At 44.1% G+C, this 22758-nt stretch carries 20 protein-coding genes; 4 read left to right on the top strand and 16 right to left on the bottom strand.

What is annotated here, in order from left to right:
* Positions 1 to 9: 9 nt before the first annotated feature.
* The 9 genes from ALT761_RS13615 to murJ form a co-directional block, all read right to left on the bottom strand.
* Positions 10 to 573, bottom strand: a complete 564-nt coding sequence (locus ALT761_RS13615) for a PilX N-terminal domain-containing pilus assembly protein (RefSeq protein ID WP_013783325.1) — start codon at positions 571 to 573, stop codon at positions 10 to 12.
* Entirely contained in the window at positions 573 to 1415 is an 843-nt protein-coding gene (locus tag ALT761_RS13620; RefSeq protein ID WP_129739456.1) for a PilW family protein, read from the bottom strand. The genes ALT761_RS13615 and ALT761_RS13620 overlap by 1 nt, the downstream gene beginning before the upstream one ends.
* Positions 1412 to 2044 (bottom strand): prepilin-type N-terminal cleavage/methylation domain-containing protein, encoded by a 633-nt coding sequence (locus ALT761_RS13625; RefSeq protein ID WP_129739458.1) that lies wholly within the window; start codon positions 2042 to 2044, stop codon positions 1412 to 1414. Before ALT761_RS13625 ends, ALT761_RS13620 begins: the two co-directional genes overlap by 4 nt.
* 205 nt (positions 2045 to 2249) lie before the next feature.
* Entirely contained in the window at positions 2250 to 3194 is a 945-nt protein-coding gene (gene ispH / locus ALT761_RS13630) for a 4-hydroxy-3-methylbut-2-enyl diphosphate reductase (RefSeq protein WP_129739460.1), read from the bottom strand.
* A gap of 2 nt (positions 3195 to 3196) precedes the next feature.
* Complete coding sequence (fkpB, locus tag ALT761_RS13635) at positions 3197 to 3664, bottom strand: FKBP-type peptidyl-prolyl cis-trans isomerase (protein ID WP_129739461.1); 468 nt, start codon at positions 3662 to 3664, stop codon at positions 3197 to 3199.
* 11 nt (positions 3665 to 3675) lie between these two features.
* The gene (gene lspA, locus ALT761_RS13640) at positions 3676 to 4221 is read right to left on the bottom strand and encodes a signal peptidase II (RefSeq protein WP_013783320.1); all 546 of its coding nucleotides are present in this window, start codon (positions 4219 to 4221) and stop codon (positions 3676 to 3678) included.
* Positions 4214 to 7033, bottom strand: coding sequence for an isoleucine--tRNA ligase (gene ileS, locus ALT761_RS13645; protein WP_129739463.1), 2820 nt, complete (start codon positions 7031 to 7033; stop codon positions 4214 to 4216). Before ileS ends, lspA begins: the two co-directional genes overlap by 8 nt.
* Positions 7034 to 7142: 109 nt before the next feature.
* On the bottom strand, positions 7143 to 8063 hold the full coding sequence (gene ribF / locus ALT761_RS13650) for a bifunctional riboflavin kinase/FAD synthetase (protein ID WP_129739465.1): 921 nt from the start codon (positions 8061 to 8063) through the stop codon (positions 7143 to 7145).
* A 76-nt stretch (positions 8064 to 8139) separates the two neighbouring features.
* Complete coding sequence (murJ, locus tag ALT761_RS13655) at positions 8140 to 9696, bottom strand: murein biosynthesis integral membrane protein MurJ (protein ID WP_129739467.1); 1557 nt, start codon at positions 9694 to 9696, stop codon at positions 8140 to 8142.
* Between the two features lie 410 nt (positions 9697 to 10106).
* Here murJ and rpsT point away from each other — a divergent pair, with 410 nt between their 5' ends.
* Positions 10107 to 10370, top strand: a complete 264-nt coding sequence (rpsT, locus tag ALT761_RS13660; RefSeq protein WP_013783316.1) for a 30S ribosomal protein S20 — start codon at positions 10107 to 10109, stop codon at positions 10368 to 10370.
* A gap of 117 nt (positions 10371 to 10487) precedes the next feature.
* On the opposite strand, the gene ALT761_RS13665 is transcribed toward rpsT, so the two are convergent.
* Genes ALT761_RS13665 through ALT761_RS13680 form a run of 4 tightly spaced genes read right to left on the bottom strand, consistent with a single transcriptional unit; the run spans position 10488 to position 14164 of the window.
* Entirely contained in the window at positions 10488 to 11240 is a 753-nt protein-coding gene (locus ALT761_RS13665; RefSeq protein ID WP_129739469.1) for an SDR family oxidoreductase, read from the bottom strand.
* Positions 11237 to 12313 (bottom strand): phosphotransferase family protein, encoded by a 1077-nt coding sequence (locus tag ALT761_RS13670; protein ID WP_129739471.1) that lies wholly within the window; start codon positions 12311 to 12313, stop codon positions 11237 to 11239. The genes ALT761_RS13665 and ALT761_RS13670 overlap by 4 nt, the downstream gene beginning before the upstream one ends.
* A gap of 3 nt (positions 12314 to 12316) precedes the next feature.
* Positions 12317 to 13216, bottom strand: coding sequence for an SDR family oxidoreductase (locus ALT761_RS13675; RefSeq protein ID WP_232043456.1), 900 nt, complete (start codon positions 13214 to 13216; stop codon positions 12317 to 12319).
* A gap of 42 nt (positions 13217 to 13258) precedes the next feature.
* Positions 13259 to 14164, bottom strand: a complete 906-nt coding sequence (locus ALT761_RS13680) for a bile acid:sodium symporter family protein (protein WP_129739473.1) — start codon at positions 14162 to 14164, stop codon at positions 13259 to 13261.
* A gap of 226 nt (positions 14165 to 14390) precedes the next feature.
* Here ALT761_RS13680 and ALT761_RS13685 point away from each other — a divergent pair, with 226 nt between their 5' ends.
* The 3 genes from ALT761_RS13685 (at position 14391) to ALT761_RS13695 (ending at position 18075) form a co-directional block, all read left to right on the top strand.
* The gene (locus tag ALT761_RS13685) at positions 14391 to 15296 is read left to right on the top strand and encodes a LysR family transcriptional regulator (protein WP_129739475.1); all 906 of its coding nucleotides are present in this window, start codon (positions 14391 to 14393) and stop codon (positions 15294 to 15296) included.
* A gap of 113 nt (positions 15297 to 15409) precedes the next feature.
* The gene (locus ALT761_RS13690) at positions 15410 to 16210 is read left to right on the top strand and encodes a UDP-2,3-diacylglucosamine diphosphatase (RefSeq protein WP_129739477.1); all 801 of its coding nucleotides are present in this window, start codon (positions 15410 to 15412) and stop codon (positions 16208 to 16210) included.
* Positions 16211 to 16338: 128 nt separating this feature from the next.
* Positions 16339 to 18075, top strand: coding sequence for a GNAT family N-acyltransferase (locus tag ALT761_RS13695; protein ID WP_013783309.1), 1737 nt, complete (start codon positions 16339 to 16341; stop codon positions 18073 to 18075).
* Between the two features lie 139 nt (positions 18076 to 18214).
* Here ALT761_RS13695 and dapE read toward each other — a convergent pair whose 3' ends face one another.
* The 3 genes from dapE to hupB form a co-directional block, all read right to left on the bottom strand.
* A complete protein-coding gene (dapE, locus tag ALT761_RS13700; RefSeq protein WP_129739479.1) occupies positions 18215 to 19378 on the bottom strand; it encodes a succinyl-diaminopimelate desuccinylase in 1164 nt (387 codons plus the stop codon).
* Between the two features lie 628 nt (positions 19379 to 20006).
* Positions 20007 to 21899, bottom strand: coding sequence for a SurA N-terminal domain-containing protein (locus ALT761_RS13705; RefSeq protein ID WP_129739481.1), 1893 nt, complete (start codon positions 21897 to 21899; stop codon positions 20007 to 20009).
* 285 nt (positions 21900 to 22184) lie between these two features.
* The gene (gene hupB / locus ALT761_RS13710; RefSeq protein ID WP_012518978.1) at positions 22185 to 22457 is read right to left on the bottom strand and encodes a nucleoid-associated protein HU-beta; all 273 of its coding nucleotides are present in this window, start codon (positions 22455 to 22457) and stop codon (positions 22185 to 22187) included.
* Positions 22458 to 22758 lie beyond the last annotated feature (301 nt).

Raw genomic sequence — 22758 nt, forward strand, 5'->3', positions numbered from 1 at the left:
TTACTCTTTTTATTGGGACGCAGGGCCAAACACTGATGCCGCTAGGGAGTTCGCAACCACCGTAGATTTACCACCTACTTTGCCGCAGCCTCTAATAATAAATACGTGGCAATTTACGTTACTACCACCAATAACGTTGCTTGAACCTCGACATGCTTGCTCTCTTATAAACGCTGTACGAGACCAGCTTTTGGTACTCGCCATAGTTTGATAAGTACCATTTGTCGTGTGTTCATTACCCCACGATAGACCACCTTCGGTCATGTACCTATCAGTCCATTCATTTTCATCGAAACAGCTCATTGTTTCTGTTTCAGGTTCGTAGGGGTCAAGCTGGCGTGCCGCAGAAAGAGGGTCAACTTTAGTGCTATCTTGTAACAGGGATTCATCCTCCGACTCAAAAAACACCCCCGCAATAGCCGCTTCCGCAGCGTCGAATGCTAGCCCCGTCTGCTGCATTGACATTGCCATTTTAGATTGGGATAGGCTACTGGTTACCGCACTTACGCCTAAAATGGTGAGAGAGAGCAACACTAACAATGCAAACACCATTACTAATCCACGCTGTTTCATTAAATGCTCCTAACAAAGTTTTTCATATTTCTAAGTGACACTGTTTTAGTAAAAACCTGATAATAATGGCTCGAGTCTAACGTAACTTGATTCTCGTTTAGTAATGCAAATGTAGGGGCTGAAGTTTGCTGAACTTGATTTTGATAGCTTTTAAGTAAGATCCCCCAGCGCAATGCAACCACTTGTTGATTCTGTGCTCGTAGCGCAGCCAACTTATCGGCTGTCACATAGGTTATCGCTTGCCCATTAGAATCCTCAGCAACATCACTAACGCCATATTGAAGTTGGAAGTTACTTACATTGTCTAGCAAGGTCACAGTATTCGGTGAAACGGATTGTGTTTTTAGGCCCCGTAATACTCGCCCATCGTAGCCTGTACATTTAAATTCATTGCCGCTAACGTAGTATCGGTTAACCACATGAAACTCATCACCTGCGGCATAACCATGCTTACTGCCCGTACAGTCTGTAGAGGCAAGCAAATTCACCACTAACACGTCATTTGCACCACTTGATGCTTGCGTGCTTCCGAGCGTACTGTTTGAGACGAAGTCTCCGGCTAACCCAATTGGCTTATTCTCAATAAATCCAGCCTCCGCCACCGTATCAACTGAGTTATCGATAGAAGCGACAATAGTGTCATAGCGACCAATTTCGTAAAACTCACTACTAAGCCGGCTTGTTATATAACGTCCAGACTCCTGAACCTGCGCCACCGCTTGATTAAGTTTGTTCGTTACACTACTACTCACTAATACCTGAATTATCGCGCCAGATATCACCAGCCCTAAGGCTAATGAAATCATTAACTCTACAAGCGAAAAACCCTTTACGCGCTTCACAAGGTTAAGTCCTTAATCACACAGGCGTTACTGTCTGAGTCATTTGGATTGCAACGCGTATTTAAGGTGTAGTTTTGATTCCCTGCTGATGCAACCGGCCACGCTAGAATAACTTGCAGCCGTGAGCCCGCACTGCAACTGTCAACATCTGCTACGTTATTATCTGTACAGGTTAATGACAGTGTGGTTTGAGGGTTTGTTTGCACTGCTGCGCATGAGAGTGCCCAGCCATCGTATTTAGCCATATCCAGTTCGTTGCAGGTGGCGGTTTCACAATTGGGCACCCCAGAAGGACGACTCAAACAAAAACATTTATAAGGATGGGTGGAACCCGAGCAGGTGAGCCCGGTGAAGTTGTAATTACTTGCATTGAAATATTGGTTGTTAACCACAATGCCATCACCTACCGTTGCCACACGCGCAGCAGCACGTAAGCGCTCCGCAACTTGAGCCGCAACAAATTCGCTTTGCGTGCGGCTAATCGCATCTTTGTTCGCAAAGGAACCGGTGAACTGAAGTGCAGCCACCCCGAGTAAACCAATGGCAAGAATGAACATAGTGACAAGCACCTCAATTAGGCCAACGCCTTGTTGCTTATCTAATCCACTAGTGTTTATCGTTCGATTCATAGTCCCTGCATTGCCCGGTGGCATTCACGCTAAAATTTAGACACAACCTTATGTTTAGCATTCTATGCTAAAAAAATCCCGCTCAAGGTATAAGCGATCATAAAACGTATTAAATTGTATTACCATTAGACGATAGCGTAAAAAAAAGCACCGCATATCAATGCGGTGCTTTTAAATTCAGACAAATTTTTATACCTAAAAGGTGCTAGCTTACTTGTTTGACTCTAAGCTCTTTAGGAACCGCGAATTCAACATTTTCTTCTCGGCCTGCACGTTCAAAAGCAGAAACCGCTCCCCATGCTTTAAGCTTATCAACCACGCCTTGAACTAACACCTCGGGTGCAGAAGCACCTGCCGTTACTCCAATATGCTCAACATCTTTAAGCCAACTTTCCTGTATACAATTCGCATCGGCAATTAAGTGCGCCTTCGCACCAATTTTTTCGGCTAGTTCACGTAAACGATTCGAATTTGAGCTGTTTTGAGCGCCAACCACCAACAGTACTTGGCAATCTTGAGATAAATCCCGCACGGCGTCTTGACGATTTTGGGTGGCATAGCAAATATCGTCTTTACGTGGACCTTGAATATCAGGGAAACGTTCACGCAATGCATCAATAACATCTGCGGTATCATCAACAGATAAAGTCGTTTGGCTGCAGTAATAGAGATTTTTAGCGTTTTTCACTTCAAGGGTAGCTACATCGGCTTCAGATTCGACAAGGTAAATACCGCCTTCGTCATTACTGTATTGCCCCATAGTACCTTCAACTTCTGGGTGCCCTGCATGGCCAATCAAAATACACTCGGTGCCAGTCTTACTTGCTCGGGTCACTTCCATATGCACTTTAGTCACTAACGGACAAGTAGCATCGAATACCTTTAAGCCACGATTTTCAGCTTCTTTTCTTACCGCTTGAGAGACCCCATGGGCAGAAAAAATAACAATGCAATTGTCGGGCACTTCATGTAATTCATCTACAAAAATAGCACCACGCTCACGTAGCCCATCAACCACAAACTTATTGTGAACGACTTCATGGCGAACATAGATAGGCGGCTCAAATATTTCGAGTGCTCTTTCTACGATTGTGATGGCTCTGTCTACACCGGCACAAAAACCACGAGGGTTGGCAAGATGAATTTGCATAATTACTGATCACCTTTTGATGTAGGTGCAACTTTAACATCGACAATTTCAACATCGAAAATAACCGTTTGCCCAGCTAATGGGTGGTTAAAATCTACCGTTATCGAGTCGCCCGCTACACTTCTGATAATACCGGGTATTTCTGAGCCATCTGGCTGAGAAAACGCAAGAATAGCACCTTCTTGAATTTCCAAGTCAGCACCAAAACGGCTTCTATCCATGTAATGGATATTGTTAGGGTTAGGCTCACCGAAGGCATCGTTCGCGGCTAAGGTAAACGATTTCTTCTCACCCTTTTGAAGTCCTAGTAAGCAAGCTTCAAAGTTAGGGGTAAGACTACCGTCACCCATTACCATTTTCGCGGGCTTATTATTTACGCGGGTGCTGTCAGCGGCTGAGCCATCTTCAAGTTTTAAATCAAAGTGAAGAATAACTTCGCTGTCAGAACCAATAATTAGGTTGTCGGTCATTGTGGCTCCGGTTACTGCTTTGACGTGCTTGTTGAATCGGCGCTTTTATGTTTCTCGCCGTTCTTAAACATATCAATAATTAATAGGGCTGCACCAATAAATATCGCGCTATCGGCAATATTGAAGGCAGGCCAGTGCATGTTATTTACATGAAAATCGAGAAAATCGATTACATATCCATGCACTAAACGGTCGTAAACATTACCTAGCGCGCCACCCAAAATAAAAGAAAAGGCGACAGGCAACAGGGTCTGATTTTTGGGTGATTGTTTTAACCACCATAAAATAACCACACTGACGACAGTAGCGATGGCAGTAAAAAACCATCGCTGCCAGCCACCGGCACTATCAAGAAAGCTAAATGCCGCGCCGTAATTGTGTACGTAGGTTAAATTGAAAAACGGTAATACCTCTATCGATTGATAAAGTGACATACCGCCTAACACAGCGTATTTGGTAACCTGATCTAGCGCAAATGCAATCAAGGTTATCCAAAGAAACCGTAAACCGGTTTCACTGAATAACTTAGGCTTGGTATCCGCCGTAGTATTAAGCATACTGACGCGTTTCCCCTTCGCCATCAATGTTGGTTACACAACGGCCACATAATTCTTCGTGCCCCTTATGAGTGCCAACATCTTCACGATGGTGCCAACAACGAACACATTTGTCGCCGCTTGCTTTGTTTACACTTAACCATAAACCTTCAACATCGGTAGCCGCAGCGTTGTCAGGTGCGCTTTCTACTTTTGTCAGGTTCACTGCTGATGTAATCAATACAAAGCGCAGTTCATCTTCAAGTGAAGCCAAGGTGTTAAACAAAGACTCTGTAGCATACAAGTCAATCTTAGCTTCTAACGAACCGCCTAACTGACCGTCTTTACGCGCTTGTTCCATCGCTTGGTTTGCAGCGTCTTTTACGCCTAATACCTGATGCCATAGTTCATCGTTAAATACGTCACTTTGCGTGAAGCTGTTAAAGCCTTCGTACCAGGTTTCGGTAAATACAAATTCACTACGCTCGCCCGGTAAAGCTTCCCAAATTTCTTGCGCCGTAAAGCTTGTGATGGGTGCCATCCAACGAACTAACGCTTCCATAATATGGTAAAGCGCAGTTTGACAAGAACGGCGTGCATTGCCATCAGATTTCGCCGTGTACTGTCTGTCTTTAATTACATCTAGGTAGAATGAACCTAACTCGATGGAACAGAAGTGCATAAGCTTTTGCGTAACGACCAACAAATCGTACTTTTCAAACGCTTCAACAAGTTCTTCTTGTAGTGCTTTCGCACGCGCCACAATCCAGCGGTCTAGTGCCACCATCTCGTCTTCTGGCAAAGCATCTTCTGGCTTAAAGCCATTAAGGTTTGCTAGTAAGAAACGTGACGTGTTACGTAAACGACGATATGCATCAGCAGCACGTTTTAAAATTTCATCAGACACCGCAATTTCACCGCGGTAATCAGTAGAGGCAACCCATAAGCGAAGAATGTCTGCGCCTAGTTTGTTCGTCACTTCTTGCGGTGCAACTACGTTACCTACCGACTTCGACATCTTTCTGCCGTGAGCATCAACGGTAAATCCGTGTGTCAGTACTTCTTTGTAAGGCGCATGACCGTGCATAGCCGTAGATGTCATTAGCGATGACATAAACCAACCACGATGTTGATCTGACCCTTCAAGATACAAATCTGCACTCGCGGGAATGTCTTCACGTTGGTCAACCACAAAGTAGTGCGTTACACCTGAGTCGAACCATACGTCTAGGGTATCGGTGACTTTGTCGTAGTTATCGGCTTCGCTACCTAGTAATGCAGCATCATCGATATCCCACCAGGCTTGAATACCTTTAGTTTCCACCTCAGCGGCCACTTTTTCCATAAGTGCAACTGACTCAGGGTGAAGTTCACCAGTAAGTTTGTGCACGTATAAAGGAATAGGAACGCCCCATGTACGCTGGCGAGAAATACACCAGTCTGGACGACCTTCTACCATTTTCTGGATGCGGTTTTCGCCCCACTCTGGGATCCACTTAGTTTGTTTAATTTGTTCGATTGACTCAGCACGTAAGCCTTTTTTATCCATGCTGATAAACCACTGCGGCGTAGCACGGAAAATGATAGGCGTTTTATGGCGCCAGCAATGCGGGTAGCTGTGCTCATATTTCACGTTAAGCACTAGGTTACCGTGCTCTTTTACCGTTTCAACAATGGTATCATTGGCTTTAAATACGAACTGGCCGGCAAATAAAGGCGTGTTTTCTAAATACACACCGTTGTTACCGACTGGGTTGTACACTTCAATGTCGTATTGTTTACCTACATTGAAATCGTCAACACCGTGAGCAGGCGCGGTGTGAACACAACCTGTACCTGATTCAGTGGTAACGTGCTCGCCCAAAATTAGCGGTACTTTTAAATCTAAGAACGGATGATTAACTAGCAGTTTATCTAAGCTTGAACCTACACAGGTCGCTACTTCACGATACTCTTCAATACCGTAGCGCGTCATGCAGCTTTCAAGCAAATCTTGCGCAACCACTAACCATTCGTTCGTCGACGTAATTTCTACAATCGCGTAGGTTAATTCTGGGTGCAAGCTGATGGCGCGGTTGGCAGGCAGCGTCCACGGGGTCGTTGTCCAGATAACCACGCCCGCTTTGTGCGCGGTTAAGTCTTCACTCGTTACTCCAAACGCAGCCGCAATAGCGTCTACATCAGCAACAGGGAATTTCACATCTATAGCAGGTGAGATTTTGTCTTGGTATTCTACTTCTGCTTCTGCCAACGCAGAACCACAGTCTGTACACCAATGAACTGGCTTAAAGCCTTTTTCTAAATGGCCCGATTCAACCACTTTACCCAGTGCGCGAATAATGTCGGCTTCTGAGCGAAAATCCATGGTTTTATAAGGATTATCCCAGGTACCGAATACACCAAGGCGCTTAAAGTCAGCCATTTGGCCATCAATTTGACGTTGTGCGTATTCGCGGCACTTTTGGCGAAACTCAGCAGCCGTCACTTTTTTGCCCGGCTTACCCACTTTCTTTTCTACCATCAATTCGATAGGCAAACCGTGACAGTCCCAACCCGGCACATAAGGCGAGTCGAAATCAGACAAGGTTTTAGACTTAACAATAATATCTTTAAGAATTTTATTTACTGCGTGACCAATATGAATATCGCCGTTTGCGTACGGAGGGCCATCATGAAGAATGAAAGGCTTCTTACCTTTCTTCGCTTCTCTAATCTTTGTGTATACCCCTTTTTCCTGCCAGTCTTTAAGCATTTTAGGCTCACGCTGAGCAAGGTTACCGCGCATTGGAAAGGCGGTTTCGGGTAGGTTTAATGTGGCTTTATAATCACTCATATAATTGTATTATCCGGTTACCTTTAATAATACCCAACGCCTCGTTAGGCGCTGTATAGGCTTGCATTGGTCGACGCTATATTAAGCGTGGTGACTTTATCACGTTTCACTATTCTAATAACAGGCGCGCCTTAGCGGCATCGGCCTGAATTTGTGCTTTTAGTATCTCAAACGAGTCAAATTTCTGTTCATCTCGTATTTTTGCAACAGGAAACACGGTCATTGGTTTCCCGTACAGGTCGGCTGACATATCGAAGATGTGCACCTCTAACTGGTTTCGCACCCCGTTTAACGTGGGGCGAGTACCAATGTTTGCCACGCCATTGAATTTTTTTCCATCTACAGCAACATGTACCGCGAAAACCCCGTGAATAGGCGCTCTGCAACGCTTCAGCATCACATTTGCGGTAGGGAACCCTATAGTGCGCCCTTTCTTTTCACCATGTACAACTCGGCCATACACAGCAAACGGCCTACCTAACATTTCTTCACTAAGCGCAAAATCAGAATCAGCCAGTGCTTCTCGCACTGCAGTAGAGCTAATCCGATGAGCATGCATCATAAAGCTTTGTGTGCTAACCACTTCAAAGCCGTACTTTTGTCCAGCGGCTTGCAGCATGGCAAAGTCGCCTTTACGACCTTGACCAAAGCGAAAGTCATCACCGACCACAAGAAATTTAACCCCTAGCTTATCCACCAGCAAATCATGCACAAAGGTATCGGCACTTTGACTGGCAAAAGCTCTGTTAAAACGCACAGCCAATAAACGATCGACGCCTTGCTGTTTCAGCAATTCGTACTTTTCACGCAATGGACTGATGCGTGCAGGCGCTCTATCGGGTGTAAATACTTCCTCGGGTTGAGGTTCAAACACCATCACCGTGGCCGGCAACCCCAGCGCTTTGGCTTTTTGGAGCACATTACTCAGCACTGCCTGATGGCCCAGGTGCACGCCATCAAACTTTCCTATGGTAAGTACACACCCGCTGTGCTGCGGTTTTACGTTGTTTAGCCCGCGGATAAATTCCACTATTAGCCACTGCCTTTAGTTACGACTGAAAATTTAAAGCTCGCGATTATAAACGAGCCAGCACGGAATACCAATATTAGCCGCCCCCACTTTTGAAATGACGACGTCTTGCACCCAATAAAATCATGCATGAGAAGAAAGCAGCGGCAGATAATGTGATAGTAATAGCGACATCCACCACTTGCACCGCCCATTCAAGGTCGAAAAATGCCACGCCCTTATCGCGATAATAAATCACTGCCCCCATCACTGCGCTGGCAATCAGTACTCTAATTATAAACATCACCGATGTACGGCTAAGCACAAATACCCCTTGCTTGTGCAAAGTAATATAAAGCAATGCGGCATTAAGTGTGGCCGACATGCTTGTAGCAATTGCTAAACCCACGTAGCCAAACCAAATTGCTAAAAGGTTGAACACCATATTGGCGACCATGCACCAAATACCAAATTTAACCGGGGTTTTAGTGTCTTGGCGCGAGTAAAAACCGGGTGCGAGTACTTTTACTAGCATAAAACTCAATAAACCAAATGCGTAAGCGGTTAATGAATAAGAGGCCATGGTAGCCGTTTCAGCCGTAAAGGCACCCCGCTGGAATATTACCGTTAAGATTTGTCGCGCCATGGTGGCTAAGCCTACGGCGGCTGGAATACCAAGCAAACACACCATACGAAATGCCCAATCTATATTGGCTGAAAAAGCTTTGGGGTCTTTACTTACATGATTGCGCGACAGCGCTGGCAATATCACCGTGGCGATAGCGATACCAAACAGCCCTAACGGGAACTCCAGTAAACGGTCGGAATAATACAACCAGCTAATAGAGCCTGTCATCAGGAAGCTGGCTATAAAGGTATCGAACAGCAAGTTAATTTGCCCTACCGAGACCCCGAATAAAGCAGGGATCATAAGGGTGCGTACTTTTACGACATTTTCATCTCGCCAGCCCCATTTAGGCTTTACTAATAATCCCGCCCGATACAAAAATGGCAGTTGGAAGGCAAGTTGTACTATACCGCCTATAAACACCCCCCACGCTAATGCAAAAGCGGGTTGCTCCATATCGGGGGCTAAAAAGACCGCACAGGCTATAATGCATACGTTAAGTAGCACTGGCGTAAACGCTGCTACTGCAAATTTATTTAGTGTATTTAAGATAGCCCCTGCCAAGCCTGTTAACGATACAAAGGCAAGATAGGGAAAAGTAATTTTCAGCATGGTTGATGCGAGTAAGAATTTATCTCCTGCCTCATCGCCCTGTACCCACGCAATAAACCACCCTGTACCGAACAGCGCGGCTAAAACTGGCGACGCGATAACGCCTATAAGGGAAACCACAAACACAATGGCTCCAAGCGTGCCGGAAATTTTAGCAACAAATGCTTTAAGCTCTGCTTTCTCGTGGTTTTGATGTACTTCGGTTAATACCGGAATAAATGCTTGCGCGAATGCACCCTCGGCAAATAATCGGCGCAGGAAGTTAGGTATTTTATTTGCAAAGAAAAACACATCGGCGGCAGCGCCATCACCCATTAGCCTTGCCACTACCACATCGCGCACTAACCCTAATACGCGGGATATCAACGTCATTACGCTGACAATAAGGCCTGATTTTAATAACTTCCGTGACACTAAGACTATTCCAATAGATACATTTCATTCAGTTAAGCGCTCAATCATAACGAAACCCTGTTACCGGCGAAACGTATTATTCAAAATATAAGTGCATCTCATGAATTTTTTTTGCTATAATCCGCGCCCGTTGTGGGTATGGTTTCGTACTGTTTCATTTGTATCTGTGTGCTGTATCTGTGCACATGAGTACATATGTACAATAGCCATTTCGTTCTGCACTTTTTATTTGGCGCTTTTATTAGCGCCTTTGTTAAGAACAGGCCGAAAAACAAAAGCATTCGATAGACATCTTATCTAATGTAGAAATTAACTTTCTACTTATTGGGTTAAATCGTTTGACTTTTGGCTGGATGATAGGCAAAATCCGCACCCTCGTTTTTGACATGAATTTATTTGGGAGTTACACCTTGGCTAACATCAAGTCTGCTAAGAAACGTGCAATCCAAGCCGAAAAGCGTCGCCAGCATAATGCTAGCCGTCGCTCCATGACTCGTACAAGCTTGAAGAAAGTAGTAGCTGCTATCGCTAGTGGTGATAAAGAAGGTGCACAAACTGCATTTGCTGCTGCAACTCCGATTCTTGACAGAATGGCTACTAAAGGTTTGATTCACAAGAATAAAGCTGCTCGTCATAAGAGCCGCCTAGCTGCACAAATTAAAGCTTTAGCTTAAATTTTACAGTTAGTAAAAAAGCGCCTATTGGCGCTTTTTTTGTGTCTTTTTTTTGTGTCCTTTGTTCGAGGCTTTTATTTGAAGCTTTTATTTGAAGCTTTTATCAGAGCGTTGGCACTAACTCATTTTGCGAATGGTGCTTGAAGGCGCAATACGTAGTACCCAATGTAATAATGCCCACGGCCAACTTGGCACATAAGACACCGCTTTTTCCTTATTAATGGCTTTTACCAACGCCTTACAACCTGTTTCGGTATCGACAATAAACGGCACTTTTTCTACCGTTTCATTAATTTCGGTACGAATAAACCCTGGATGTACGCAACTCACCTTAATTGGCGTATTCATCACATCTAAGCGGATACCCTCTGTCATAGACGTAAGCCCTGCTTTAGTGGCGGCATACACCGTCATAGCACGTCTGAAGCCTCTTACCGCACTAATTGATGAAATCGTTACTAGATGACCTTCATTTTGCGCTCTGAAGATAGTCATGGCCGCTTCGGCTTGTGCCAGTGCTGCCACAAAATTGGTCTCTGCGGTTTGCTTATTTGCATTAAAAAAACCCGTGCCAATAGAAGCGCCCTTGCCCATGCCCGCATTAACAATAACTCTATCGAGTTGCCCCATCTCTTGTTTAAACGCATCAAACACTTCAAATACTGCGTTATGGTCATTTACATCAAGCGACTTAATTAGCACCTTGATGTTAGGATTTACCGCTAGCAGTTCGCTTCTAAGTTCTTCTAAGCGGTCTAAACGTCTTGCACACAATGCTAAGTTGCTACCTTGCTTTGCGAACTCCGCCGCCATTCCTTTACCAAGGCCTGAGCTTGCGCCCGTGATCAGAATATTTTGTCTTATTGTCATTTTCTTTTTCCTGATTTACGAATGGCCTTTTTACAACGCCACATTAAGTAGTGAATGAATATCCAAAAGTTTTTAAACGCGGGATTATTGGTTTGACCGTGGTGATAGCGATAGTAAATTTGTTGTGCAATACCCGCTAATCGAAACAAGCCGTACACTTCATAAAAAGTGAAATCATCAACGTCAACATCCATTTGCTTGCAGTAATAAGCTACCACTTCATCTCGTGTCATCATGCCAGCCAGGTGAGTTGGCTGCCTGCGGGTAGATTGGGCTAGAAAATCATCATCTGCATTCACCCAATAGGCTAACGTATTACCTAAATCCATTAACGGATCGCCAAGGGTGGCTAACTCCCAATCCAGCACACCTAAAATATTCGTGTAGTCGTTAGGATCTAGCACTACATTGTCGAATCTAAAATCGTTATGGGTAATGCAAATACGCTCATTGCTTGGCATATTAGCCTCAAGCCAACGCATAACGCCTTTGCCCGAGGGGACATTCCAGGTTTTTGCTTTTGTATAGCGCTCACTCCAGCCTGTAATTTGGCGCTCTATGTAACCGCTGCCTTTACCAATCGTGTCTAAACCAGCCGCTTTATAGTCAACCTTATGTAGTTCTATTAAACTATCGAGTACATTTTTACACAGCTGATGGGTCTGTTCTGGGGAGGTCTTTAAGTCACGAGGGAGATTCTTACGTGGAATAACCCCTGTCAGCTTTTCCATGATATAGAATTCTGTGCCAATTACGGCTTCATCATCGCAATATGCCAGCATATCGGGCACATAGCTATACACCGGCTTCAGCGCTGCTTGAAGGCGATACTCTCGCCCCATATCATGGGCACCTTTTGCTTTAGTGCCCGCGGGCGCACGGCGTAATATTAACGACGTATTTTCGTATTCAAGACAGTAAGTCCAGTTAGACGCACCGCCTGAATATTGGGTCACCGTAGGTGTGCCGATGAGGTCTGTAATATGATTTTTTAGCCACCTATCGACAACATTAACGTCTAGCTCTTCGCCTTCTCTTACTGATACTGCTTTATCTAATACTGTATTCGTCATAGGTTACCGTCTTTCCATTGCACGTTTCATCGCTTTGGTTTGTTTTAGCATGTTGTTAATGTACATTTGGGTAGGAAGTAGTTTCTTCATCAAAAATGCGCGCTTGCCCAATTTATGGGTAAGGATTAAAAATCGCTTTTGGGCAACCTGATCGCAGATACTTTGCGCAACCTGTTCTTTGGTCATATCTGCTTTTTTAAAAAACCGCGCCATCATTTTGTGCATGGCAGGGTTATCGCTACGCATCGACTCATCAAGATTAGTTTTAAAGAAGCTAGGGCAAACCACACTCACATCGATATTATCAGGCGCAAGCTCTAGCTTCATGGTCTCAGACAGTGATACCACCGCCGCCTTCACCGCGTTATAGCTGTTCATGTAAGGAATTGGCGTTAGCCCCGCTTGGGAGGCAATATTGACAAAATAGCCCGATCTCTGTGCTTTAAACAAGGGCAGCATGGCCTTGCTGACGCGAACCATGCCTAATAGGTTGATATCGAAAATCCACTTCCACTGCGCAATACTTTCATCGCTTAAACTACCGCCTGACGCAACGCCTGCGTTATTAAACACAACATCAACACCGCCCCATCGTGCTTCTATCGCGGTAACCAAATTAGCGACATCATCATCTTGGGTAATGTCGCATGGTTGATAGAAAGCCTCTGTGCCTTTTTCCGTTAGTAGCGCTAGGGTTTCTTGCCCTCGCTGCTCATGGATATCAGCGATACAAACTTTTAATTTTTCGCCGTTTTTACCGTATTGTTCGCTTAACGCAAGGGCAATAGCTTGCCCTAATCCCGTGGCCCCACCGGTGATAAGGATGCGCTTTTCTTTATTATCTGTTTTTAGGTTATTTATTTTTAGGTTATTTGTTTTTATGTTATTGGTTTCTGTGCCCATGTTTTGTACTCGTATGTTTTGCTCTTATGGTTAACGCGCAGCCTAGGCTTTTTGAGTAGCGAGTGGTTTGTCCTTACCGTCACTTTTAGTTTTATTTTTCAAACGCTTCGACCACACAGCTAAAAGTCCCGGGCCTGCATACATCGTTAGACCGTAAACTCCAGCCGCCACGGCAAATTCAGGCGAGTTCAAAAAGGTAATGCAAATCAACATAGCAAGCGCAGCGTTTTGTACGCCCACTTCTATCGACAGTGTAATACCGTCTATCTTTGACAACTTAAAGGCGAAAGCCAAAATAAGTCCCAGCACTACTGCTGAAATATTCAGTGCTAAGCACACCAGCAAGGCCTCTTCCAATGACGCCATTAAATTCGCCCGCTCACTGATTAATATGCCAACGATCATGGCAATCATGAACCATAATGAAAAGGTTCTAAAAAAGCCCTCTACCTTAATAGAAAATGCAGGTTTGAAGTGGCGTATTGCCATACCAATGATGACTGGCACTATTGATACGCACACCAAGCCGACGACGGTAGTGACGATTGAAAATGAAGGCGCGTTCTCACCGGCGAAATAATCCATTGAATAATGAATAATAAAGGGAGTAGAGAATACACAAATAAAAGTCGATAGCGCGGTTAAACTTACAGATAGCGCTAGATTTGCCCGCCCTATATGACTGATTAAGTTACTCATAGTGCCGCCGGGGCACGCTGATAAAATCATAATACCAATCGCCATCGCCGGATTAAGGGAAAATGCCAAACACAAACCAAACGCCAATAAGGGGAGCAATACAGTTTGCCCCACCAGCCCCACTACAATGGGTTTAGGCGCTTTAAGTAACCGGGTAAAGTCAGCTACGGTTAACGTAAGCCCCATACCAAACATCACGAAAGCCAAAGCCAGTGGAAGAAGTATCTCGGTAAAAATCGAGGCCTGCATATATGCCCTTTGTTATTGTAATAATAGTAAATAAGCCAGTTTACAAACTGCCCCTAAACGTTCTGTTTACGTCATGGCCGAAACGTCATTCTGACAGCAGCCCTCGGCCCCCCAAGCCTCCTGCGTAACAGTTTAGCTACAAAACCACACTTTAATTAACATTTAAACCAGTGTAACCTCGAATAAAATAAATAGAAATGATACTTTTTTATGGAATTTCATAAATATGATGCATGGGAAAATAGATCTAAATTTGTTTTTTGTTCTTAAAGCTGTGTATGAAGAAGAGAGTATTACTGCGGCCGCTAAAGCATTACATTTAACTCAACCGGCAGTAAGTCATGCAATGTCGCGTCTACGAGATAAATTTGATGATGAGCTATTCGTGCGCCACAGCAGACGAATGGTGCCAACCCCGTTGTGCCAATCAATCATTCAGCCTATAAAAGAGGCTCTCGCGCACTTAGAGTCTACGCTGTCAGACCCCATCGATTTTGATATCAGCCGCTACAAGAGAGAATTAAGATTAGGACTAAGAGATATTCTTGAGTCAACATTCTTACCGGCACTTATTCCCGAGCTTTTGAAAAACGCAGCGAATATTACGGTAACTAGCAGACGGGTCACCCGCCCTGAACTCGAGAGTGCGCTTACCAATAAAGAGCTCGATATCGTTATCGACGCATTGGTGCCTACTGGCCCAGATATTCGTTCAACACTGGTATGCGACGAGCATTTCGTCCTTATCTGTGCGACAGAACACCCCATTTTAAAAGATAAAACGCTAGCCAATTATGTATCAGCGTCCCATGTGCTGGTGACCTTGAAAGACTCACGATTAGATACAGTAGACTTAGCGCTAGCGAAACAAAATGCGACCCGACAGTTTGCCCTGCAGTGCGAACATTACTTCGCCGCTGCAAGCGTAGTCAGCAAATCAGATTTATTACTTACTGTACCAAGTCGCTATGCAGAACAAATTACCAGTAGCTTACCGGTTGCCGTTACCACACTGCCCTTTGACGTGCCACCTATGCCCATTCACATGTACTGGCACAAGCAAGCGGATGAAGATTTAGTGAATAAATGGATGCGAGAGAAGTTACTAACACTGGCTAACGAGCTTCTGTAAAACAGATTTTGTTGAAATAGACACCTGTAACACTATCGTCAAACAAGCGTCACCATTTTGTCAATTAACCACCATATAGTGGCGTTCCAAGGCAATCGCTTTGGGACCTTGCTATGAAAAAAACACATTACCGCACACTTTGGCTTTCTGATATTCACCTTGGCAATCGTGATTGCAAAGCTGAATACCTACTTTCATTTTTAAACAGCGTCACCGTCGACACCCTTTATTTGGTTGGCGACATTGTCGATATGTGGCAAATGACAAAACAATTTCGTTGGCCACAAGCGCACAATCAAGTTATGCATAAGCTAATGGCGATGAGCCAAGATGGCACCCGCGTTGTTTATCTCCCAGGTAATCACGACGAACCCATTCAGTCTTATTCCGGCATGGCATTTGGTGATATTGAAATTGAGCGTCAACTTGTTCATACCACGGCCCAAGGCAAACGTTACCTTGTGTTACATGGCGATCAATTTGATGGCGATGTCACTATGGGTAAATTTCATGCATGGATTGGCGATAAAGGTTACGACTTACTGCTGTTTTTAAACCGCGAGTTCAATCGTGTTCGTAGCTGGCGTAAACGTGAGTACTGGTCACTTGCCGGTTACATTAAAAAGCATATCAAAGGGGCAAACGAAGCGATTGCTCGCTACCGTCAGGCTTGCTGTTCACGGGCAGCAGAAATGGGACTTGACGGGGTAATTTGCGGTCACATTCATCACCCTGAAAGCACAATGGAAAACGGTATTCATTACATCAACGATGGCGATTGGATGGAAAACTGCAGTGCCTTGGGTGAAGACGAAAGTGGAAACCTAACGCTAATCTATTCCCTTGAAACCATGAACAACGCAGATAATGTTACGCCACTTAAAGTGAAAACTTCACCATCGAAAGCAGCATAAGCATATCACTTCAACCCGCGTTTCATGATGCACGAAACGCGGGCGTCTGCATTGTCAGATAACTGACATCAAACTGTGTGAAAAACGTCATATTCCCCTGCTATTGTTCGCAAAAACCGAGAAAGACTATGTTTACTGTTGATGAAGTACTAAATAAACACTATCCCCAAGTGGCTAACAACCCCTTGTTGTTTAGGTCTTTATCGTTTGTGCTGCGCCACCTTTTGCATGAACGAGAAATAATAGAGTTCGGCGAAACCTATCCTCATTACGAAGACATCGATTTTGTAGAGCAAGTGCTCGAATACTTCAATATTAGTTACTCCACCCGAGATGTAGAGAAAGAGCGCATTCCCTCACAAGGTCGTGTTGTGATTATTGCCAACCATCCTATCGGCTCACTAGATGCCCTTGCGCTAATTAAACTGGTTAGTGAAGTGCGTCACGATTTAAAAGTAGTGGCAAACCAAATGCTCATGGCCATTGAGCCTTTGCATGACATGCTGTTACCAGTCAATAATATGCAAGGCGGGACGCCGAAACAGCATTTAGGGGCTATTCAAAATCACCTGCAATCAGACGGCGCTATTTTAATATTTCCCGCCGGAGAAGTGTCACGTTTGCGGCCTCAAGGTGTGCGTGACACCCTATGGCATTCAGGCTTTTTACGTATAGCCCGACAAGCCAAGTCCCCTATTCTTCCGGTTTATATTGATGCCAAAAATAGCCCGCTGTTTTATGGGGTATCTATGGTGTACAAACCCTTAGCCACCGCGCTGCTGGTGAAAGAAATGTTTAAGCAACGCAAGAAACACCTTCCTATGCGAATAGGCGAACTTATTCCTTTTGAGTCTTACCAACAAACCAGCATAGCGCTAAAAGATCAGGTAAAACTATTTAAGCGCCACTTATACCGCATTGGCAGTAACAAGAAAGGTATCTTTGACACGCAAGCTCCTGTGGCCATGCCGGAAGATAGAAAAGAGCTTTCCCGTGCAATGAAGCAGTGCGAACACTTAGGCCACACTAGCGACGGCCAGTCGATATATTTGTACCAACATAAAAACTGCTCACCAATTATGCGTGAAATTGGCCGCTTAAGAGAAGTGGCCTTTCGTGCGGTAGGTGAAGGTACTAACAAACGCCGCGATATAGACCAATACGATACTTACTACTATCACTTAATTCTTTGGGATGAGAGTAATTTAGAGATTGTGGGGGCATATCGTTTTGGCGATGCTGAGTTACTGAGTCATAAAGACCACCCTACCGGTTTATATTCGGCAACGTTGTTCGACTATGGAAGTGAGGAAAGTAACAGCACCTTGTTCAAAGAGGGGCTCGAACTTGGTCGTAGCTTTGTCCAACCCTGTTACTGGGGCAAACGTAGTTTAGATTATTTATGGGTTGGCATAGGTGCATTTTTAAATCGCTACCCGAAATATCGATACATGTTTGGCGCGGTATCTTTAAGTAATGCTTACCCACAACCAGCTAAGGACTTAATTGTACAGTTCTACTCTACGTATTTTCCGGCTAAGTTTGGGCAAGCCACTTCTAAGCGGCCCTATCAAATGTCGCAAGATCCCTTGTATACCTTTACCGGTAACGACTATAAATCTGAGTTTACTCAGTTAAAGCATTTACTCGCCAATATGGGCGTGAACGTACCTACCTTATACAAGCAATACAGCGAACTATCGAAAACCGGTGGCGTTGCGTTCTTAGATTTTAATGTAGACCCTGACTTTAACGACTGCATAGACGGCCTAGTGGTGGTCGATTTAGAAGCGTTAACCCAAAAGAAAAAGGAACGCTATTTAGGAGCAACACAATTAAAACCTGAGCTTAAAAAGTCAGCGTAGAGGTTTACAAATGGCTAATATAGGTGGCTTGATTACCTGATTTACGTCAACCACCCTATATAAGACACTACACTAAAATAAGAAAAGCGCCCGATGGCGCTTTTCTTATTCTCGTTGGCATATGAATCTAATACAGGCGTTACAGACTCAATAAAATATCGGTGAATATATCTTCTAAGGTTACTATATCCGATAAATGCACATGTTCATTAACTTGGTGGATGGTGGCATTTGGCACCCCCACTTCTACCACTTGGGTTGCGTCTGATGCAAAAAACCGCCCGTCAGAGGTACCGCCAGACGTACTGACCACAGGGTAACGACCAGTGGCTTGTCGAATGGCTTTTTCTGTAATATTAATTAAGCACCGCTTTTCAGTATTGCTTCGACTCAAATAGGATTCACAAGGTCTAGACCAGCTTATCGAAGCACCGCTATCTACTTCAGCGATAATACGTGTTAGTAACTTAACTAAGCTATGGCGGTTAAATTGCCATGCATAACGCACATTAAATTCAATACGGGTGCTGCCCGACACCAAATTATCAGTAAACGCGCCCGTATCTACGTGAGTAACTTGCAAAGACGTACCTGGAAAGTCGAGACTACCTTGTTCAAACTCGTAGGAGGATAACGCCTGTATGATACGGCTTGCTTTGTGAATTGCGTTATCGCACGTATGCGGGTAAGCAACATGCCCTTGTTTTCCCGATACCAAAATTGTGCCCGACAATGAACCTCTGCGGCCTACTTTAATGGTATCGCCGGTAGTTTGCGTAGCAGTAGGCTCGCCTACTAAGCACATATCAAGTGTAATTTGTTTAGCATCTAAAAAGGCCTTTATCCATTTAGAGCCATATTCCGCCTCACCTTCTTCATCACTGGTAATCAACCACCAATACGTATATTGGTTCGAATCCATTGATGGTAGTGCTCTTTCTGTTGCTGCTAGCATGGCAGCAACCCCCGTTTTCATGTCGGCAGCGCCGCGACCATAAAGCTTGTTTTGACTTATCACTGGGCAAAAAGGGTTAGATTTCCATTTTTCTAATGGGCCTGGAGGCACTACATCGGTGTGACCAGAAAAAGCAAAATGGGTAGGCCCATCACCCCATTTAGCGATTAAATTAGTCACCCCTTCAACCTTGTGCTTTTCACATGCAAAGCCTAGCTTTTCTAACCGATGCATTAGATAGCTTTGACACCCTGCATCAACTGGGGTTATGGATTCCCGTGCCATAAGCACCTCAGCAAAATGAATGCTTCTAGCGTGGTGGACCAACGAAAGCGCAGTATTGTTCATAAGAATAAATGAAGTCTAAGTTTGCTTACCTGTTATTACACAAAGTAAAGATGACACACAGATAACAAAATTAAGACAAGGAAATGACAAGGCTAAACTGATTTCCCCTTATATACTGTAGTCATATATAGTTAGGGTTATAGATGATTCTATCGATAAACTTGTATTTAGGCAGCGAGCTTAAGTTATTACTAGAAGCGGTTACCCTACATAAAATTTAATCCCCCTTTACCGATACAACGCGAGGTCGAGTTTTGCTAAAGATTATTGTACTAATACCACTTATCTTGTCTTTATTGTGGTTTGGCTACTTGAGGGTGAATAGCTATTCCCTAGCACAAGGTAAACAAGGTTTTACTTACATACTGGTACTGTCGAGTGTTATTGCGGCATTTTACGCGCTTATGCTCGTCCTGACTCATTAGCATTTCTACTAACCAAGAAAAGCGCCCACAAAAAAGCCAGTGTTGGCGAAGCGATAATAACATCGCTTGTTCAACACTGGCTTTTTTAGCGTATTTTTCACTTACCGTTAAGGCGAGGAATAGCGCTAGGCTTAATATATAACGGTTTTACGTTTCAAACTGGTTATATTCTCACAAGCCCTTAAACAGTAAGATCAATAATACTAAAGGCTTTCAGACACCGTAACATCAGCATCAGCACGTAAAGCTTCAATGAACTGCTGGTAAACACGTTGACCTTGCATCTGTGCTAAACGAGGTTTCAGACTTTCTGACATCTCAGCACTTAGCGCAGGCGCACTGTTCACTTTAACAAGCTCAACAATGGCAACGTCACCGTTCACGGTTGCTACCACATCTACACGCTTTTCAGCTTCGGTAGATAAGGTGAACAGTTTATCAACGATACTGCGGTTTAATGTACTACCACTTCTCGCCACTGCTTCAGCACTTTCCCAGCTCAATGATTTTTCCGATAATGTAGACTCAACACTTTCGCCTTGTTTCAGCGAATCAACAATGTCAGTAGCCCAGCTTTCAGCAGCTTCTTGCGCCTTCTGTGCTTTCACTGTTGATACAATTCCATCACGAACTTCGTCTAGGGCTTGAGTACGCTGTGGCAAGTGCTCTACAACACGCACAACAACTACCGTTTCATCATCTAGTTCGATAATGTCACTGTTCACGCCTTCATCGATAAGTTCAGAAGAAAACGCTACGTCAGTCAGTGCTGGTGAGCTCATATCTACTGGCACAGTGTTACGGCTAAACAAACCCGTTTCCTGCACTGGTAAATCAACTGCGTTAGCAACATCTTCTAGTGTATCAGGCACTTCAAATGCAATTTCAGCCATGGTGTTTTGCAACTCGAAGAATTCTTCTAATGCTTTATCGGTAAGCAATGTCTCGCGAATTTCTGCTTCTACGTCTTCAAACGCTTGAACTTGCGCTTCTTTAAGTTCAGTCAATTTAATGATGTGAAAGCCGAATTCAGTTTCAACAACGTCGGTATAGTCACCCACATTGGCTAAACTAAACACCGCTTCATCAAACGCATCATCCATCATTCCAGGGGTGATGAAATCTAGATCACCACCATTTTCAGCTGAAAAAGTGTCATCAGAATTACTTTCAGCTAACTCAGCAAAATCAGCACCATCGTTCAGTTGGTCTAATAGTGCTTGAGTTTTCGCTTTTGCTGCATCAGCGTCATCGCCTGCCTCGATAAGAATATGTGAAACTCGACGCTCTTCTTCTTTGCCATAACCGCTAAGGTTATTGTCATAGTAAGTGCGAACGGCTTCTTCATCGACGCTTACGCGGCTTTTAACGTCTTCTACTGTGAGTGATACATAGGCAAGCTTAATTTGCTCTTCGGTATCAAATGCAGTGATGTTAGCGTTGTAATATTCAGCAATATCATCTTCTGTTACTTCCACCGACTCGGCGAATGAAGCAGAATCAATCATCACGTATTTAGCGTCACGAGTTTGAAGCTGTAATGCATTTGCACGTTCAGCTTCACCAGGCAACGCAAACTCAGAATTGGTTAACGCTGCAGCCAATTGATTTTGTGTCATTTGAATGCGTAAATAATCACGGAAGTCAGCAACCTGAAAACCGTTTTGACGCAAAATAGTTTGGAAACGGTCGTTGTCGAACTGACCACCGAACTGAAACTCTGGCATTTGTACGATAGTTTCACGAATTTGAGCATCGCTAACGCGTAAGCCCATTTCCTGTGCTTGTTGCTGAATAAGTTTTTCAGCAATAAGTCTATCTAGTACGTTACGACGAAAGTCACTTAAATACTGTTCGCTTGAAAACAACTGGGCAATGCTCTCGCCAAATTGTGATTCCATTTGTGCCCGTTGGTTCTGATAACCGCGTTCTAATTCCTGAGCAGAAATTTCTTCGCCATTAACTGTTGCTACTGCCGTAGTACCTGAAGACGTCAGGTAGCTTCCTACACCAGCAAACACGAAACTCAATACGATTAGGGCAATAATTGCCATTGCCCATGGGCCTTGAGAACCTTCTCTGATTCTTTCTAGCATGATTGTTCTTCAACTCCGTTGCTTACTACACTTGCCCTTTAGCGTTGGATAATGCCTACGCTAACATCATGGCAAAAAATAAGCGGTGATTATAACCTAATACCTGTGAAGATAAACGGCTTAACAAAAACTAATCCTTCTATTGTCCAATAAAACCGCAGCGTGGTGCGCAATGCACTGTCGCGCTATAGGTGAGATAAAGAAAATAGTGGGAAATGATAAATTCGGCGTTACAAATAAAAAAGGCGATGGCATAAGCCATCGCCTTTTTCTTGCAAGTTTTGCTTAGTTACAAGCGTCTTTCAGAGCTTTACCAGCTTTGAAAGAAGGAACTTTCGCCGCTGAAATCTGAATAGTCTCACCAGTTTGTGGATTACGACCACTACGAGCAGAGCGCTCACGTACTGAGAAAGTACCGAAACCGACTAGTGCCACTTGGTCACCGTCTTTAAGTGCTGCAGTTACTGAGTCAGTGAATGCATCTAGAGCGCGGCCGGCAGCTGCTTTTGAAATATCTGCGCCAGCAGCAATTTGGTCGATAAGTTGAGACTTGTTCACTATTATGATCCCCTTCGATTGTTATTATACTGTTTGTCCAAAACGATTTGATTGAACGTTATAGCAAGCTTGATTCTGAACATCAAGCATCTGTCACAATTAATTAACTTTTATTGAATCGCTGCAATCCCTTTTGTGGCAAGGCTTCAAGCGAATACAAATTAAAGGTAACACAACTCTTGCGACAAGAAAGCCCTATTTTGAAAAAAATAGGCGAATTGGCGAAGGTATGCACACTTTTTAATCAATTATTGCAAATTTAAGGCTGCAAGCCTTTAAAATTAGGACATGCAGCCAACCA

This window comes from Alteromonas sp. 76-1 (assembly GCF_900654235.1).
GTDB classification, from domain to species: domain Bacteria; phylum Pseudomonadota; class Gammaproteobacteria; order Enterobacterales; family Alteromonadaceae; genus Alteromonas; species Alteromonas naphthalenivorans.

Coding starts and splice junctions, on each gene's coding strand:
- ALT761_RS13615 (WP_013783325.1), bottom strand. CDS start 573: ATGAAACAGCGTGGATTAGTAATGGTGTTTGCATTGTTAGTGTTGCTC.
- ALT761_RS13625 (WP_129739458.1), bottom strand. CDS start 2,044: ATGAATCGAACGATAAACACTAGTGGATTAGATAAGCAACAAGGCGTT.
- ispH (WP_129739460.1), bottom strand. CDS start 3,194: ATGCAAATTCATCTTGCCAACCCTCGTGGTTTTTGTGCCGGTGTAGAC.
- fkpB (WP_129739461.1), bottom strand. CDS start 3,664: ATGACCGACAACCTAATTATTGGTTCTGACAGCGAAGTTATTCTTCAC.
- lspA (WP_013783320.1), bottom strand. CDS start 4,221: ATGCTTAATACTACGGCGGATACCAAGCCTAAGTTATTCAGTGAAACC.
- ileS (WP_129739463.1), bottom strand. CDS start 7,033: ATGAGTGATTATAAAGCCACATTAAACCTACCCGAAACCGCCTTTCCA.
- ALT761_RS13665 (WP_129739469.1), bottom strand. CDS start 11,240: ATGACAATAAGACAAAATATTCTGATCACGGGCGCAAGCTCAGGCCTT.
- ALT761_RS13670 (WP_129739471.1), bottom strand. CDS start 12,313: ATGACGAATACAGTATTAGATAAAGCAGTATCAGTAAGAGAAGGCGAA.
- ALT761_RS13675 (WP_232043456.1), bottom strand. CDS start 13,216: ATGGGCACAGAAACCAATAACATAAAAACAAATAACCTAAAAATAAAT.
- ALT761_RS13680 (WP_129739473.1), bottom strand. CDS start 14,164: ATGCAGGCCTCGATTTTTACCGAGATACTTCTTCCACTGGCTTTGGCT.
- ALT761_RS13685 (WP_129739475.1), top strand. CDS start 14,391: ATGATGCATGGGAAAATAGATCTAAATTTGTTTTTTGTTCTTAAAGCT.
- ALT761_RS13690 (WP_129739477.1), top strand. CDS start 15,410: ATGAAAAAAACACATTACCGCACACTTTGGCTTTCTGATATTCACCTT.
- ALT761_RS13695 (WP_013783309.1), top strand. CDS start 16,339: ATGTTTACTGTTGATGAAGTACTAAATAAACACTATCCCCAAGTGGCT.
- dapE (WP_129739479.1), bottom strand. CDS start 19,378: ATGAACAATACTGCGCTTTCGTTGGTCCACCACGCTAGAAGCATTCAT.
- ALT761_RS13705 (WP_129739481.1), bottom strand. CDS start 21,899: ATGCTAGAAAGAATCAGAGAAGGTTCTCAAGGCCCATGGGCAATGGCA.